Genomic DNA, 15,644 nt, shown 5'->3' with positions numbered 1-15,644 from the left:
AATAAATATCAAAAGTCGATAATTAAAACTTGATTATCGCAACATAAAGGAGAAGATTATGAATCAGGGAATTAACGAACATGCAGGTAGCGTGATTAATGCTGTAAGTATTAAGAAGCATGCTTTAGATGTTACGTCTTTAGTGTTGGTTGCTGTTCTTTTTGCAGCGGGATGTATTCTTGACTTTACAGTTGCAAAAGCACTTTCAATTGGAAACATTAAACCAAACTTTTTAATAGCATCGTTCTGTCTTGCGATTTTGCTGGTTCGTCCAAATGTTATTCAGGGTGCGATTATTGGTGCCTTGGCTGCAACTTTAATGCAATTTAACGCATCTATTCCTGGTCTTAATTATGTTTGCGATATTCCAGCAGCAATTGTTATGACTTTGATGATTATGGCTTATGTTCACGTTTTCCCTAAGGATGCTGCTAGAAAGTTCAGTATTTTCCCACTTATAGCAACTTTTATAACTACAGTTGTTTCTGGTTTAATATTTGCCTCTACTGCATCTTTCTTTGTTCTTCATTCTCCTAAGACGATTCTTGTTATGCTTCCAATCATCTTTGGAACTGCTGTGTTTAATGCTGTTGTTGTTGAAGTTCTTTACACTCCAATTCGACTCGTTTTGCACAAGTAGCGCAGTTTGTGTTTGCAATATGTACTACGCAATATGTGTTAGGAATGTTTGGTAAATTATATAATCGTTAGATAATAATCAATAATTAGTAATCAATTTATTGGTTTTAAGAGTTAGGAATTATTGTGCCTTTGCTTGAGTTAAAAGATGTGTCTTTTAAGTATGTGAATCGGAATAAAGATGATTCTTTAGACTCTTCAAAGGCACATGATTCCACTTTTGCGCTAAAAGATGTAAGTCTTAGCATAGAATCTGGTGAATTTGTTGGTATTATTGGCCCTTCTGGGTCTGGAAAAACAACGCTTGCTTCGCTTTTTTCTGGCGCGATTCCGCATCATTATTCTGGCGAACTCTTAGGAAGTGTTAAGATTGCGGGTCAAGACACTAAAAATCTTGCTTTAACTAATATTGCTTGCTTAATTGGATCGGTTATTCAAGACATTGATGCGCAAATGGTTGCTGCAAATGTAGAAGATGAGATTCTTTTTGGCTTAGAAAACTTTGGCGTTGCGCATAGCGAAATACCAAGTCGAATAGATGAAGCTTTGCAAATTGTTGGCATTAGTGATTTGCGTAACCGCGATTTAGATACTCTTTCTGGAGGCCAAAAGCAGAAAGTTGCGATTGCTGCTATTCTTGCGCTAAAGCCTAAAGTTATGGTTTTAGATGAGCCTACGTGCGCTTTAGACCCTGTTTCTTCTAAAATGATTTTTTCGATTCTTAAAGATTTGAATAAGAATTTTGGAATAACGGTTGTTGTAATTGAGCAAAAAGTGGCACTTTTAAGCGAGTATTGCAAGCGTTTAGTTGTGCTTTCTAATGGCACTTTATCGCTTGATTTGCCTGTTAGCCAAGCTTTGAAAAACATGGATTTGCTTTATTCTATTGGAATAAATTATCCACGCACTACGCATTTGGTTAATGATTTACAGAGCAAGAATGTTTGTTCTAAAAGCGATTTGCCTGTGTCTGTAGAAGATACAGTAAATACTATTGTTAATACGATTAATAGTGGAAAATCTTTGACTTCGCATGTTGATTCTCATAGTGAATTTGATAATAGTGAATTTGATAATAGTGAATGCGATTCAAATAAATCGGCGGTTGCTGGCGACTTTTCCCACGAATTGCAAGTATCCGAACAATCTTCTGCGCAATATTCCGCGCAAAATCAATCAAAAAACACTTCTCCGTGTCTTTCGCTTAAAAACGTCAGTTTTTCGTACCCAAGTGGCGTTAGTGCGCTAAAAAACGTGTCTTTTGAAGCTTACGCTGGGGAGCTAGTAACTCTTGTTGGAAGAAATGGCGCTGGAAAAACAACCGTTACTAAGCTAATCAATGGTTTGCTTAAGGCGAGCGGCGGCAATATTTTTATTGATGGCAAAGACACTAGCAATATGAAGATTAGTCAGATTGCGCATTATGTTTCTACGCTTTTCCAAAATCCAGATCGTCAGCTTTGCAAAGATACTGTTTTAGAAGAAGTGGCGTTTAGTTGCATTCTTTTAGGAGAGTCTGTTAAAGATGCTAATGATCATGCAATGCAAATGATTGAAAAGCTAAATCTAGACCCTAAAGCAAGCCCGTTTATGCTTTCTAGAGGCCAGCGTCAAATGGTGGCCTTGGCTGCAACTGTTGTAACTAAACCTAAGATTCTTGTTTTAGACGAGCCAACGTGTGGCTTAGACTACATGGAATGCTTGCGCATTATGCAAGTTGTAGAAGATCTTAGAGACCACGGTTGCTGTGTGATAATGGTTTGCCACGATATGGAAGTGGTTCTTGACTTTGCAACGCGCTTAATCGTAGTAAACGATGGCAAAATTCTAGAAGACGGAAGCATAAGTTGCGTTTTTGAAAACAATGCGATTTGCAAAGAAGCTGCATTATGTGCTCCGCTTTTATGCGCTGTATCTCAAGGCTTAGTCAAAAATGGTTTTGATGCGTGTAAAGGCTTGTATAAAAGGGATATGTTGGTTGATGCTCTTAAAAAGAGTTGCAATTTGTAAAGCAAGGTGTAATTATGCAAACTAAAATCTTAACGTATAACGAAGGTTCAACTTTGCTTCACAAAGCGAATCCTATTGCAAAACTTATATTAGCTGTAAGCGTTGTTGTATCTGCTTTTATAGCTCAACAATTTAGCGTTCTTGTATTTATTGCAGTTCTTATTCTTGCTGGCATGGCTATGGCTGGTATTCTTAAAGCGCTGTTTCCTCTTGTTCGCGCAATGCTTATTCTTGGCGTTGTAATGTTCTTTTTGCAAACAGTTATTGCTCAAGGCGGAAACTACATGTTCTTATGGTTTAGCACAAAGGGAATTTCTGTTGCATTGCGAGCATCTTTAAGACTTTTTTGCTTTGCATTGCCTCTTGTAAGCGTTCTTAGCATTACAAAACTAAACGATTTAGCTAATGCAGTTGTTCAATACTTACACATTCCATATTGCTATGCTTTTACAATCACTACAGCTGTGCGATTTGTTCCTATTTTTGCGTACGAGATGTCTCAAATTACAGAAGCTCAAATGGCAAGAGGAGTGGAGTTCGATACTAAGAATCCTTTTAAAAAGATTAAGCTTATGATGCCTTTGATTGTGCCTCTTTTAGTTTTGTCTGTTCGTAAAGCAGATAGCTGTGCGCTGGCTGCAGAAGAGCGAGGATTCTATTTGCGCACACGTAAGTCTTCTTTTAGAAAATATCCTTTTGGCTGGCGTGGATTTGTTCTTCTTGTTATATCTGTTTTAATGATTGCTTTGCCAATTCTTGCGTCTATGTTTGCTCCACAAATAATCTAAAATAGTCTAAACTAATCTAGAATCAATTAAAAAATTCTAGAATTTAGGCGATTTTAATGACTAATATTAAGTTTTGGCTTAAAGGTGCAAGACTTTATACTCTTCCAATCGGAATTGTTCCAGTTGTTATGGCAATTTCGATTTTTGCAAGATATTTATTTAGTGGCCAAATACTTGTAAAGACTTACAATGTTGAAAATTTTGCTTTGCAAGCGTTTTTGTGTTTGTGTGTTGCTGTTTTTATGCAAATTTCAGTAAACTATGCAAACGATTATTGTGACGGTTTGCGCGGATTAGATAATCAAAGGTCTAAGCGAGCTGTAAGCGCAGAAAACAAAGCGCTATGCGATGTGTCTTGGAGGCTTGCAGACGCTGGTATTAAGCCAAAATCAGTGTTGTATGCTGCTTGCATATCTGCTCTGCTCTCGTGCGTTTTTGGATTAGTTATTACTATTAGAAGCGGAATTTGGATGTTTATTCCGCTTGGATTAATTTGCGTTATGGCAGCTTGGTTTTATGCAGGAGGATCACACCCATACGGATATAGGGGTTGGGGAGAATTTAGTGCGTTTTTGTTCTTTGGGCCTGTTGCGTTTTTAGGAACATTGTGTGCTCTTTTTTATGCAAGTGGTTTTTCTAAAGACTCAATAACTGCAGCAAGCATTGAGCAAATTGTTTTTTGCGTATTATTATCTTTTATTCCAGGCGGATTTTCTGCTTGCCTTATGATGATTAATAATTTAAGAGATATAGAAAGCGATACGCAACATAAAAAGATTACTGCAATGGCTTTGCTTGGCAAACGCAAGGGTAGTGTTGTGTTTACTTGTGTTACTGTTTTAGTGGCGATTTTACAATTTGCGTACGTGCTTTTATATGTGTTCTATTCGCGATTTATAGGCGTATTTTTAAGTATTAGCAACCAATATAAAATCGTTCGTTCACTAAACAACGCATTATTTAGTAATGGTGTGTGTAATGGCGTGTTTTCTGTTTCTTGCATTCTGTTACTATTGACTACTTGCGTGTTTATTAAAAAAGCGTGCTCGCTAATATACGCAGTTATTAATGGGAATTATGCTAGTGCTTTTCCGTTGTGCGTACAGTTAGCAATGCTCGGTGCTTTGACTTTTGTATTGTCATTATTTGCATGTGCTTTACCGCATTAAAAAGCGGTTTAGAGCGTATTTTTATACACGCATGCGAGTAAAATCGTTGACACGCGCACAGTGTGCTTTTAGCGTTTGTGCATAAAACTTGCATGATGCTAGCCTAAAAAATAAACGCAAAGATGGCGAGTATGAGTATTAAGTGTGCGAATGTATGTGTTAGTTAATGCATAGCGCTGTTGCCTTGTGTTTTGGTAAGGAAATGAGGTTAGAATGTCGGCTGAAAACAGCGATGAAGAGATGGGGAAGGCGCCTGTTGTGCTTACAGATGATGAATTGCGTAATGCATATGAATCGTCGAATGGCGTAGAAAGCAATAATAAAAATAGCGAGCAAAAAGAAAACGGCGTTAAAACTGTTGTTGTTGCAGAAGATGAAGCAGTAAACCGTATGGATCTTGTAGCAATGCTAGAAGATAACGGATATAAGGTTGTTGGTCAAGCTGCGAATGGGCAAGAGGCTATTGATCTTACTCGTGAACATCGTCCAGACGTTGTTTGCATGGATGTTAAAATGCCTGGCGTGGATGGAATTCAAGCAGCTGCTACTATTTGCGATGAAAATATTGCGCCTGTTGTTATGCTAACAGCTTTTTCGCAAACAGATCTTGTTAAGCGCGCTACTGGCGCTGGAGCAATGGCGTATGTTACAAAGCCTTACGAAGAGTCAAAGCTTTTGCCGGCTCTAGAAGTTGCAATGGGCAGATTTAGCGAGATTAACGATTTGCTCGATAGTGTTGAGCGCACAGAAAACAAGCTTCAAGATGCTCAAGATCAGCTTCGTAAAGCAGAAGAAAAGCTTAAGAAAGCAGAAGATACTCTCGAAGAGCGCAAGCTTGTAGATAGAGCAAAAGGCTTGCTTATGGATAAAGCTGGCTTCTCGGAGCAGGGTGCTTTCCGTTGGATTCAAAAAACTTCTATGGATCAGCGTATTCCAAAGAAGCGTCTTGCGTTGGCTATTATCGCTAAGTATGGCGAAGAAAAGCCATCTGACGAAGCGTAGTAAAGTCAAAATAATTTTGGTAATCGCGGTTTCTTGCGCGAGCTATGCATAAATAATTTCAAAAGTTTATTTTACAAAAACGCAGGTGGGTGTTAAGTGAATACCAGCATCGTTGCAAACGAGGATTCTTTGAATAATGAGGATTATAAGGGAACGTTGTTGGTGGTAGATGGCCACTCACTTGCGTTTCGTGCTTTTTACGCAATATCGGCAGATAATTTTTCTACAAAATCTGGTTTTGCAACTAATGCAATATGGGGTTTTGCTACTATGCTTTCGCAAGTCATAGAAAAAGAGAAACCAGATAAGCTTGCGGTTGCTTTCGACGTTAAAGGTGGAACTTTTAGAAACAAGCTTTTGCCGCAATATAAGGGTACTCGTGAAGCTGCTCCAGAAGAACTTATAGCTCAGCTGCCCGTTATTCAAAAAATGCTTAGTGCGTTAGGTGTTAAGTACATTACAAAGCAGGGCTACGAAGGCGACGATATTATTGCTACTTTGGCAACTATGGGCGCTAATGCTGGTTATAAAACGCTTGTGCTTTCTGGAGATCGCGATGCTTTTCAGCTAATTAATAACACTATTAACGTGCTGTACCCAGGCAGGCATTTTAAGGATCTAAAGCAAATGGATCCTAATGCGATTGTTGAAAAATACAATGTTACGCCTAGTCAGTATTCAGATTTAGCAGCATTGCGTGGAGAAACGTCTGATAATATTCCAGGAGTTCCAGGAGTTGGAGATGGTTATGCTGCTAAGTGGATTAATCAATTTGGCAGCCTAGAAGGCATTATTGAAAACGCAAGTAAAATCACAGGTAAAAAAGGCGAGTCTTTACGAGAAAGCATTGATCAGATTCGATTAAACAAAAAAGTTAATACTCTTGTTAAAGATTTAGACCTTGGAGTTAGCGTTAACGATCTTGATTTTGGCAATGTAAACGCTGCGTCTGTTGGAGAGCTGTTTGAAAGTCTTGAGTTTGGTACGCGTACTAGAAGAAAGATTCTAAAAGAATTTACTCGCGGAACCAAAGAGCTTTTAGATGAGAATATTAAAACAATGATTTCTGCTGGAAGTGCGCATGCAGAAAATGGCGGTTCTACGGAATCGAATGATTCAGATGATATAGAAGACGTTAAAACTCTGTTAGATAAAATAAACGTGCATAATATTAATTCCGAGTCTGATGCAGATAATTGGATTAGTATCGCAAAATCTTGTGTTGCGGATTCTTGCGACTTTTCTGACTCGTATATAAATAGCGCAAATCTTATAAGAAACGACTTAGAATGCGAAAAAACAATAAAAGAGAATAAAGAATTAGTAGTGTTTGCTGTAGAAGAAAAAAACAACACTAGTCAGTTTGGTATTTTTGCAAAAGCATTAATAATCCTAGCTGGTAACGATGCTGCAATTGTGTATGCGAATGTTCTTAAATCCAATAGCGCAATAGCTTATAAACTAAGAGATTTTATAAAAAAGCATGAGTCTTCAGTAGTTTTGCACGATTATAAAAAGCATATTGCTCTTTTAACGTCTCTAAAAATTGTAGAAGATAATTACTCTTTTAGCCCGCTAGTCGATACTCGCTTAGCATCTTACTTAGTTGATCCAGATTTTAAGAACGAAAATCTTTGCGATATGGCTGAGCATGTTTTGAATATTCATATAGACTCTTCGCGATTAAACGCTGAGCCAACGCAAGGCAAACTTGATTTTGATATTGATAGCAGCCAAGATTCTAAAGAGCAAGATTCTAAAGAGCAAGATTCTAAAGAGCAAGATTCGCAGAGTCAAGATAACAAAGAATTAGAAAAAAGCATGCTAGAAACAGCTCTGGTTATACGTTTGCTTTCTAAACAATATGCGAAAGAGTTAGATGAGCGCAAGCAAACTGGCTTAATGGTAGACGTTGAAATGCCTGTTTCTAGAGTTTTAAGGAAGATGGAAGATACGGGCGCTGCTGTAGATATGCTACGACTTACGTCTATGAGAGATAATTTTGCAAGCGAAGCTAATTTTGCTCAAAAAATGGCGCTAGACGTTGCAGCTAAGCCAATAAATTTGCAAAGTCCTAAGCAAATTCAGAAATTACTTTTTGAAGACATGGGTCTAAAGCCTACTCGTAGAACAAAAAGTGGCTCGTATACTACTAATGCCGAAGCTTTACAAGAGTTGTATTCAAAAATTGATCCAGATGAGAAGCCAAGTCAATTTTTAGGCGCTTTGCTTAAGTATCGTGAAACTAATAAATTAAAACAAATCGTTCAAAGCCTTATTGATGCTGCAAGATATAAAGATGGTAGGATTCACACAACTTTTGAGCAAACTATTGCTGCTACTGGTCGATTAAGTTCTTCGGATCCAAACTTGCAAAACATTCCTAATAGAAATGCTGCAGGAAGAGAGATTAGAGCGGCATTTGTTCCAGGAAGTGGATATGAACAGCTTATGAGTTGTGATTATTCGCAAGTGGAACTTAGAATTATGGCTCATGCTTCTGCAGATAAAACGCTTATTGATGCTTTCCAGTCTGGAGTTGATTTTCATAAGTTTGTAGCGAGCTTAGTTTATAGGATTCCAGTAGAGCAAGTTAGCGCAGATCAGCGTAGCCATGTTAAAGCAATGAGCTACGGGTTAGCGTACGGACTCAGTACATACGGTCTTGCAAAGCAACTAGGCATTAGTCCTGCGGCTGCCGAGATGCTTAAAGAAAAGTATTTCAATACTTTTGGTGCAGTACACGACTATTTGGAGTCTTTAGTAGATAAAGCTAGAAAGCTTGGATACACTCAAACAATGTTTGGTAGAAGAAGATATTTCCCAAAGTTAAATTCTACGAACAGAGCATCTAGAGAAGCTGCAGAACGAGCTGCTCTAAACGCTCCTATTCAAGGAAGCGCCGCAGACATTATGAAGCTTGCAATGATTAGAGTAGATGATGATTTGCGAAAAGCTAATGTTAAGAGTCGCGTGATTTTGCAAATCCACGATGAACTTGTTCTTGAGATTGCTCATGGTGAGTCGGATGTTGTAGAAAACATTGTTAAAAATGCTATGGAACATACTGTTGAGCTTTCTGTTCCGCTTAGTGTTTCTACTGGAGTTGGTGCTGATTGGCAGCTTGCTGCGCATTGATGTGTTTGCGAAAATTATTGTAAAGACCACTGTAGGCTTGTTGTAAAGGATAGGAATAATGGCAACTTTAGGTGAGATTGTTAATGTTTTAGAAGACTTATATCCTTTAAGTCTTGCTGAGTCTTGGGATAATCCAGTATTAATCGTTGGGAATCCTTCGCATAAAGTTAATAAAATTATTTGCTTATCGGATCCAACTTTAGAAGCTGTTGAAGAATCGTGCAAAATGGGAGCGGATTTGATTGTTTCGCACCATCCTTTGTTTTTTAAGTCGGTTCACGAAGTTTCTGGTTTTTCTGTTCGCGGGAAAATAGTTCAAACGCTTATTGAAAATCGTTGTGGATTATGGGTTGGTCACACTAATGCGGACGCGGCTTTTAGGGGAGTGGCGCATGCTGCGTCTATTGCTTTTGGTCTTAAGGATTTGCATCCTCTTGTTCCTGCAAGCAATAATGACCCTTCTCTTGGTCTTGGCAGAGTTGGAGTGCTTGAGCAAAAAATAACGCTTAAAGAGTTTGCTACGCGCGTTTTTAACGCTTTACCTGCTACTAAGCTAGGCGTTCAAGTGTGCGGAGATGTTGATGCAATTGTTAGTAAAATAGCTGTTCTTCCAGGTTCGGGCGATTCCTTATTCGATGAAGTTCGCGCTTGTGGAGCAGATGTGTATGTAACAAGTGATTTAAGACATCATCCTGCAACGGACGCGTACGAGCAAGCTATTTATGAATCGCAACTAACGCACTCTAATATTATTAAGCCTATGCTTATAAACACTCCTCATAGCGCTATTGAGTCTTTGTGGTTTAAGTATGCTGTTAAAGATATTCACGATTCTATATATAAGAATTTTGGTGAGTCATTAGACGTTTCTTGGATTGGCAGAGCTTTTGACCCTTGGAATTACGTGATTAACTAGTGTGATTAGCTACGTGATTAACTAGCGTGATTAGCTACGCGATTAGTGTTTGCGAATACGAAACAAAAAAGTCTTGCTGATTTCTCAACAAGACTTTATTTTGTGTCCGGAGCGGGACTTGAACCCGCACGCCTGTACAAATAGGCACTAGCACCTCAAGCTAGCGCGTCTACCATTCCGCCACCCGGACGGGTGTTTTAGACAACAGATAGAACTATAACATCTTTTTTAACTCTTTGCTTCGGCGTGTTGCAAATTAATTGATTTTTGTAATAATTTCTTTAATTTCGCTAGCATTTTGCGCGTTAATTGGATGATTTAGGTCAAAATCCACTACTGTAACTGGAATATTTTGCACTTTTCCGCTTAAATCCACTATGGAATGTTGCGGATTTTGGCTGTTGTTATGTTGTGGATAATCCAATCTTGTAAAAGATCCTCTAGATTCATGCCTTGCTAACGATGCTTGCAAAACTGCTTTTGCAAATGTAATCAAGTTTTTCAATTCCAAAATAGCTGTTAGTTCTTGATTAAAAACAAGATTTTTAGAATGCAAAATAAGCATATTGGCTTTTGGAATAATAAGCGTATCTATTTTTTGCAAAGCTTCTTTAATGCTCTTTTCGCTGCATCTTACTGCAATAGCTGTTTCCATAATCTCTTCTAGCGCATTTAAAAGCATGTATGGATTTTGCTCATCTTTTGAATCGTTCTCGCTTTGCATAAGAGCGCGTATTTTTTGGATTCGCTTTTTAGCTAATTCGTCTATTTTTTGGCTTTTGTCTTGCAAATTATTTTGATTTTGAGTCTCTTCTTGATTTTTAGTCTCTTCTTGATTTTGCAAGTTTTTTGCAATATATTTTCCTGCGATTTTTCCAAATAAGCAAGCGTCAAGAAGTGAGTTTCCACCAAGGCGATTAGCGCCATGCACTCCCGAGCAAGCGCATTCTCCAGCAGAGTATAATCCCTTTATACTTTGTTTTTTCCCTCTATCTAACTTATAGACTTGGCTGTTAAGAGTGATTGGTATTCCACCCATTGTGTAGTGTGCAGTAGGCTTAATAGGTACAAGATCTTTTGAAGGATCTAAATGTGCATATTTTTCAATCGTCTCAACAACTTGCGGAAGAGTCTCCAACATATGCTCTTTTTCTATATGAGTCATGTCTAGCCAAACGCAATCTTTTTTATCAACGTTGCTAGTTGTGTCTTCTACGCCTCGAGCAGCATCAACTTCTGCTATAATCGCCCTACTAACTACGTCTCTTGGTGCTAAATCCGCGTGCGTATTATCGTAGTTCTTCATAAAAGCTTCGTTTTTGCAATTCCTAAGCAATCCGCCTTCTCCGCGCGCAGCTTCCGAAAGTAATATTCCAGTGTGTGCTAATCCAGTTGGGTGGAATTGTATAAACTCTATGTCTTCTAATTGCAATCCAGCATTTAGCGCTAAAGCCATTCCGTCTCCAGTTAAATCCCAGGAGTTAGAAGTTGTTGCAAATAGTCTTCCAGCGCCTCCAGTTGCAATAAGAACATTGTTTGCGCTTATTTTTTCTACGTTTCCTGTTTTTTCGTTTAGTGCTATAACTCCTTCTACGCTGTTTGTTTCGCTATTTATTGCAATATCTGTAACGTAAATTTCTTCGCTAATTTCAATGTTTTCTTCTAAGCATTTTTGCCACAAGCTGTATAGAATTTGGTGGCCGATTCTATCTGCAGCGTACGCAGCTCGCCTAACTGGCTGTTTTCCAAAGTTTGCAGTATGGCCCCCAAAGAATCTTTGATTAATGTGACCGTCTTTTGTTCTAGAAAAAGCAACTCCAAAGTGTTCAAGTTCAATAACTGTGTCTCTAGCTTCTTTTGCTAGCATTTTTGCTGCGTCTTGATCGCTTAGCCAGTCGCCTCCGTGAACAGTGTCGTAATAGTGCCATTGCCAGCAATCTTTTTCTACGTTTCCTAATGATGCTGCAATTCCGCCTTCGGCAGAGCCTGTATGAGATCTTAACGCTTGAAGCTTGCAAATTACTAGTATTTTAGGCTGTTTTCCGTGCGTTTTTAGCGTTTGGTACTCTTTAGACATTACTAAGCCTAATGCAGCTGAAAGTCCTGCGGCTCCAGCTCCAATAATTAAAACGTTGTAAAACGAGTTATTTATTTTTATTTGCTCGCTTTTTTCTTGACTTTTTGCGTTTGATTCGCTTTGCTCAAAGTTTGATTGCATAACACTTATTTTCTCATATTTTTCGCATTTTATTTAAGACTTTAGGACTTTTATTTAAGACTTAAGTCTTTTTTCGATTTATGCTAAAAACGCCATTTTGACTTTTGATTAATCCATCTAACTCAAGAATCGCAAGCTCTCCTGATATTTGCGATATTGAAAAATCGCCATTTGTTTCTGATTTTGCAATAGCTTCGTGAATATTGTCTATATTTGCACATACTTTGTTGTGCTTGCATTTGTGAATCGCTTTTAATATAAGCTTTTGTAAATCATTGCAAGTGTCTGGAATGCTTTCGTTGTTACTTAGTGAATGTGGTAAATAATGGTGTGAATTAGGGTAGATGTCTTCTATATCTCTGTGTGAGCATATCATCATAGCTTTTCCGTCATGAATAAGCATGTTGCATCCAGCATTATTTGGCAAAGTTACATCTCCAGGAACAGCATACAATTCTCGGTTTAGTTCCAATGCCCAATTTGCTGTGTTTAACGCTCCCGACCTTAATCTAGCTTGAGAAACTATGACTTTGCTGGCAAGTGCTGCAATAAGGCGGTTTCTTAGCAAGAATCTGCGTGCTTCTGGAATAGTTTCGGGGCAAAGCTCGCTTATGCATGCGCCTCCGCTTGCAAGTATTGCGTTAAAAAGTTGAGCATTGCTGCTTGGTCCCATATTGTTTAGTCCTCCAGCAAAAACGACTATTGTTTTGCCTACAGGGCTTGCGTTTATTGCGTGGCAATCCAATGCGTCTAATGTTCCCCAATGTGCTGCAGCGTCAATTCCGTAAGCTCCGCCAGAAACAATTGTGTGCCCTTTTTTAGCGCACGATTTTGCGAAAGTAAAGCTAAGTTCGTACCCGTAGTCATTGCATCCTCTAGATCCAACAATTGCAAGTGGTTGTTTGCATTGAATAAGAGCGTTTGGGTCTCCAATTCCCCATAAGCAAAGTGGGGGAGCGACCTTGCATTTTGTTGCTAAATCTTGTAATTGTCTAGGCCAATACTTGCTTTTTGGAGATATAATCCATTGTGATCCGCTTGAACTAAACCATTTTTTGAGTTTGTTTGCATCCCAAAAAGGTAGATCTTGCATTCTTAAACACCATTTTTTAACAGATTTATGCAATACAGCAAAATTATTTACTTCATTTTTATTGTTTGCACTTTTACCGCCCCAAATTTTAAGACCTTCCAAAAAGCATTTTTCTAAAACTTTGATTTGTGGATGATTTTTTACAATGTTTGTAAGAACATTGTCTAAATCGTTTGTGCTTGAATCAGTATTGCATTCTTGCTGTTTATTTTCGCTAGAATCTTTTTGATAGCAATTTGTTGGAAAATCAAGCTCTAATTGTTTATTGCTTATTTTGCTTGTGTTTTTAGTGATTGATTCGCAAATAGAATATAGCGCATCTACAATGCTTGTAGCATTAACTGTTCCTATAGTAAGCGTGTACATTATTGCGTCTGCTCCATCTACGCAAAACGTTAGTATTGCTCGCGCTAAAGTATCGTCATTTATTGCATAAATATCACTTGTTTGCGGGTTTGTTATATTTGCGTTATTTGCGTTATTTGTACTAATCATATTCTTGTCCTTAAGCTAATTGCTTGAGCCATGTCGGTTAAATCTGGGCAAGTGTGACCACAAAGATCTGCCAAAGTCCAAGCAAGTCTAAGTGCTCTATCTGCACCGCGTAAACTCAACTTGTGGTTTTCAAGAGACTTATTTATAAGCTCAATCGCTTTTTGAGATGTGTATTTTCTAAGCCACGTTCCAGAAGCTTGAGCGTTGCAACTCCAACCAAGTTTCTTAAAACGATCTTGTGCAACAAGTCTTGCGTTCTTTACATTTTCACGCATCATTGCACTAGTCAAAATCTTTTCCGACATTTGACTTGATCCGTTTTCTAACATGGCTTTTCTGGTTATGATTTTTTCTACTGGCGGAACATCCATTTGAATATCAATCCTGTCTAAAATTGGGCCAGAAAGTCTAGAAAAATAGCGTATGCGTTCCTTCTCTTTGCAAGTGCATCGCTCTCCATTTCCGTACGCATATCCGCATGGGCATGGGTTTGCTGCTATAACGAGTTGGAATTTAGCAGGATACAGCGTTGTTCCTTTAGATCTAGAAACAGCAATATGGCCAGATTCCAATGGTTCTCTAAGCGTTTGCAAAACTCGTGGCGAAAATTCTGGAGTTTCGTCCATAAATAAAACTCCACAATGTGCGCGAGTTATGATTCCAGGCTTGGCTAAACCTGCGCCTCCTCCTATAAGAGATGCTGCAGAAGAAGTGTGATGAGGCGCTTCAAAAGGCGGAACGTCCGTTATTCCGTAGTAGGGAAGCGTTCCGCAAAGTGACCTAATAGATGCCACTTCTAGCTGTTCTTGCTCATTAAGTGGGCACATTATGCTTGGCATTCTAGAAGCTAGCATTGTTTTTCCAGACCCAGGAGGACCTATCATCATAACATGGTGTCCTCCAGCTGCCGCCACTTGCAAAGCCCACTTTGTGTGCTCTTGGCCTAATACTTCCGACATATCTCCAATCTCGTTTAATGGTTTATCGTTATTTACAGGCTCAACGCTATCTGCCATATTTTTGCTCGGGCATTTAATTGCGTTGCTATTAGCATTGCGCAAATCGCCAGCTTTTTCTCTTTCTTCTACTCTAATGTGGTCGTACTTGTTAATCGCATTTAGTGCGCGTTCTCTGTTCTTTTCGGCAATCGGCCTATTTTCGTCTTCTAATTTTCCGTTTAGCTCGTCTACTAAATCCAAAATATGCTTAATCCCAATTGCTTCAATCCCATTTACTAGCTTTGCTTCTTCAAGATTTCCGTATGGAATAATCATTTTTGTAATATTTTTTTGCTTAGCGTATAGTGCGATTGGCAGCATTCCTTGAATTGGCAAAACAGATCCATCTAAATTAAGCTCGCCTAAAATAATAGTGTTTTCTAGCTCGCTAAGTGGAATAATTCCTCTAGCGCTTAGTATGCTTGCTGCGATTGCAAGGTCGTAAGATGCTCCACTTTTTGGCATAGAAGCAGGAGAAAGATTTACTGTTAGCCTTGTGTCTGGCCATTCGCATCGCAAAGACATATATGCTGATTTAACTCGTTCTCTTGCTTCACTTAAAGAAGTATCGGGAAGGCCAATAATTGAGAATCCAGGCAGGCCGCTAGATATAAATGCTTGCAATTGTATTGTAAATGCCTTTAATCCAAGCAGTCCTACAGATAATGCGTTTCCAATAATCATTAGAATGCTCCTAAAATGTGGTGTATTTGAATGTTTTTGTCTTTTGAAATAAGGATTGATACAACGTCGAATCGTATTCTTCTATGCTTAAACATTTTGTGATTTTCTAGCCAATTAAATGCAGCTTTATGCGTTTTTATGCGTTTTTCTTCTGTTACTGCTTCTAGCGGAGTGCCAAATCTTGTGCTTCGTCGTGTTTTTACTTCAATAAATACGATTATTCCTTCTGTGTTCATCATTACAACGTCAAGCTCTCCAAAACGACTATGCCAATTTCTATCTAGCAAAATCCAATTTTTAAGCATTAGTTTTAGTGACGTGTATTCTTCGCCAAGGCTGCCTATTTTTTTATTTGGTATTGAAAAGTCGCATAGTTGTTCTTCTACTTTTGCTACGCAGCTTAGCAACTCTTCTTGTTGTATATTTTCTTGTTGTATATCTTCTTGCGATATATCTAATATCATGTTTTGCTCGTTTATCATGATGCAATTTCA

At 38.4% G+C, this 15,644-nt stretch carries 10 protein-coding genes, 1 tRNA gene and 2 pseudogenes; 7 read left to right on the top strand and 6 right to left on the bottom strand.

All coding sequences use genetic code 11. From position 1 onward, the window contains the following. The first annotated feature begins 58 nt into the window (after positions 1–58). The 7 genes from ACPEIW_RS04660 (at position 59) to ACPEIW_RS04630 (ending at position 9,662) form a co-directional block, all read left to right on the top strand. A complete protein-coding gene (locus ACPEIW_RS04660; RefSeq protein ID WP_115793838.1) occupies positions 59–640 on the top strand; it encodes a tryptophan transporter in 582 nt (193 codons plus the stop codon). A 125-nt stretch (positions 641–765) separates the two neighbouring features. Next, positions 766–2,649 carry an ABC transporter ATP-binding protein gene (locus tag ACPEIW_RS04655; protein WP_425663329.1) on the top strand — a complete coding sequence of 628 codons (1,884 nt, stop codon included), beginning with the start codon at positions 766–768 and terminating at the stop codon, positions 2,647–2,649. 14 nt (positions 2,650–2,663) lie between these two features. Then, positions 2,664–3,437, top strand: a complete 774-nt coding sequence (locus ACPEIW_RS04650; RefSeq protein ID WP_425663327.1) for an energy-coupling factor transporter transmembrane component T family protein — start codon at positions 2,664–2,666, stop codon at positions 3,435–3,437. 56 nt (positions 3,438–3,493) lie between these two features. Next, on the top strand, positions 3,494–4,606 hold the full coding sequence (gene menA, locus ACPEIW_RS04645) for a 1,4-dihydroxy-2-naphthoate octaprenyltransferase (protein WP_425663325.1): 1,113 nt from the start codon (positions 3,494–3,496) through the stop codon (positions 4,604–4,606). 213 nt (positions 4,607–4,819) lie between these two features. Then, positions 4,820–5,608 (top strand): ANTAR domain-containing response regulator, encoded by a 789-nt coding sequence (locus ACPEIW_RS04640; protein ID WP_425663323.1) that lies wholly within the window; start codon positions 4,820–4,822, stop codon positions 5,606–5,608. A 96-nt stretch (positions 5,609–5,704) separates the two neighbouring features. Then, positions 5,705–8,746 carry a DNA polymerase I gene (gene polA / locus ACPEIW_RS04635; RefSeq protein ID WP_425663320.1) on the top strand — a complete coding sequence of 1,014 codons (3,042 nt, stop codon included), beginning with the start codon at positions 5,705–5,707 and terminating at the stop codon, positions 8,744–8,746. 58 nt (positions 8,747–8,804) lie between these two features. Continuing rightward, positions 8,805–9,662 carry a Nif3-like dinuclear metal center hexameric protein gene (locus ACPEIW_RS04630; protein WP_425663318.1) on the top strand — a complete coding sequence of 286 codons (858 nt, stop codon included), beginning with the start codon at positions 8,805–8,807 and terminating at the stop codon, positions 9,660–9,662. Positions 9,663–9,765: 103 nt separating this feature from the next. Here ACPEIW_RS04630 and ACPEIW_RS04625 read toward each other — a convergent pair. The 6 genes and pseudogenes from ACPEIW_RS04625 to ACPEIW_RS04600 form a co-directional block, all read right to left on the bottom strand. After that, a tRNA-Leu gene (locus ACPEIW_RS04625) sits at positions 9,766–9,852 on the bottom strand. A 66-nt stretch (positions 9,853–9,918) separates the two neighbouring features. Continuing rightward, positions 9,919–11,880: an FAD-binding protein gene (locus ACPEIW_RS04620; RefSeq protein ID WP_425663316.1), complete on the bottom strand. Its 1,962-nt coding sequence runs from the start codon at positions 11,878–11,880 to the stop codon at positions 9,919–9,921. A 61-nt stretch (positions 11,881–11,941) separates the two neighbouring features. Continuing rightward, positions 11,942–13,468 carry a DNA-processing protein DprA gene (locus ACPEIW_RS04615; RefSeq protein ID WP_425663314.1) on the bottom strand — a complete coding sequence of 509 codons (1,527 nt, stop codon included), beginning with the start codon at positions 13,466–13,468 and terminating at the stop codon, positions 11,942–11,944. After that, positions 13,465–13,743: pseudogene (locus tag ACPEIW_RS04610) on the bottom strand (YifB family Mg chelatase-like AAA ATPase); the annotation flags it as partial. The pseudogene ACPEIW_RS04610 and the gene ACPEIW_RS04615, both read right to left, overlap by 4 nt. 68 nt (positions 13,744–13,811) lie before the next feature. Then, positions 13,812–15,150 (bottom strand): annotated as a pseudogene (locus tag ACPEIW_RS04605) (YifB family Mg chelatase-like AAA ATPase); the annotation flags it as partial. Then, entirely contained in the window at positions 15,150–15,632 is a 483-nt protein-coding gene (locus ACPEIW_RS04600; RefSeq protein WP_425663312.1) for a YraN family protein, read from the bottom strand. The pseudogene ACPEIW_RS04605 and the gene ACPEIW_RS04600, both read right to left, overlap by 1 nt. Positions 15,633–15,644 lie beyond the last annotated feature (12 nt).

Source organism: Gardnerella piotii (genome assembly GCF_049815665.1).
GTDB classification, from domain to species: domain Bacteria; phylum Actinomycetota; class Actinomycetes; order Actinomycetales; family Bifidobacteriaceae; genus Bifidobacterium; species Bifidobacterium piotii.
Note: the sequence above shows the minus strand (reverse complement) of the source record. Positions and strands in the feature narration are given on the sequence as shown.

Coding starts and splice junctions, on each gene's coding strand:
- ACPEIW_RS04620 (WP_425663316.1), bottom strand. CDS start 11,880: ATGCAATCAAACTTTGAGCAAAGCGAATCAAACGCAAAAAGTCAAGAA.
- menA (WP_425663325.1), top strand. CDS start 3,494: ATGACTAATATTAAGTTTTGGCTTAAAGGTGCAAGACTTTATACTCTT.
- ACPEIW_RS04615 (WP_425663314.1), bottom strand. CDS start 13,468: ATGATTAGTACAAATAACGCAAATAACGCAAATATAACAAACCCGCAA.
- ACPEIW_RS04660 (WP_115793838.1), top strand. CDS start 59: ATGAATCAGGGAATTAACGAACATGCAGGTAGCGTGATTAATGCTGTA.
- ACPEIW_RS04630 (WP_425663318.1), top strand. CDS start 8,805: ATGGCAACTTTAGGTGAGATTGTTAATGTTTTAGAAGACTTATATCCT.
- ACPEIW_RS04650 (WP_425663327.1), top strand. CDS start 2,664: ATGCAAACTAAAATCTTAACGTATAACGAAGGTTCAACTTTGCTTCAC.
- ACPEIW_RS04640 (WP_425663323.1), top strand. CDS start 4,820: ATGTCGGCTGAAAACAGCGATGAAGAGATGGGGAAGGCGCCTGTTGTG.
- ACPEIW_RS04600 (WP_425663312.1), bottom strand. CDS start 15,632: ATGATAAACGAGCAAAACATGATATTAGATATATCGCAAGAAGATATA.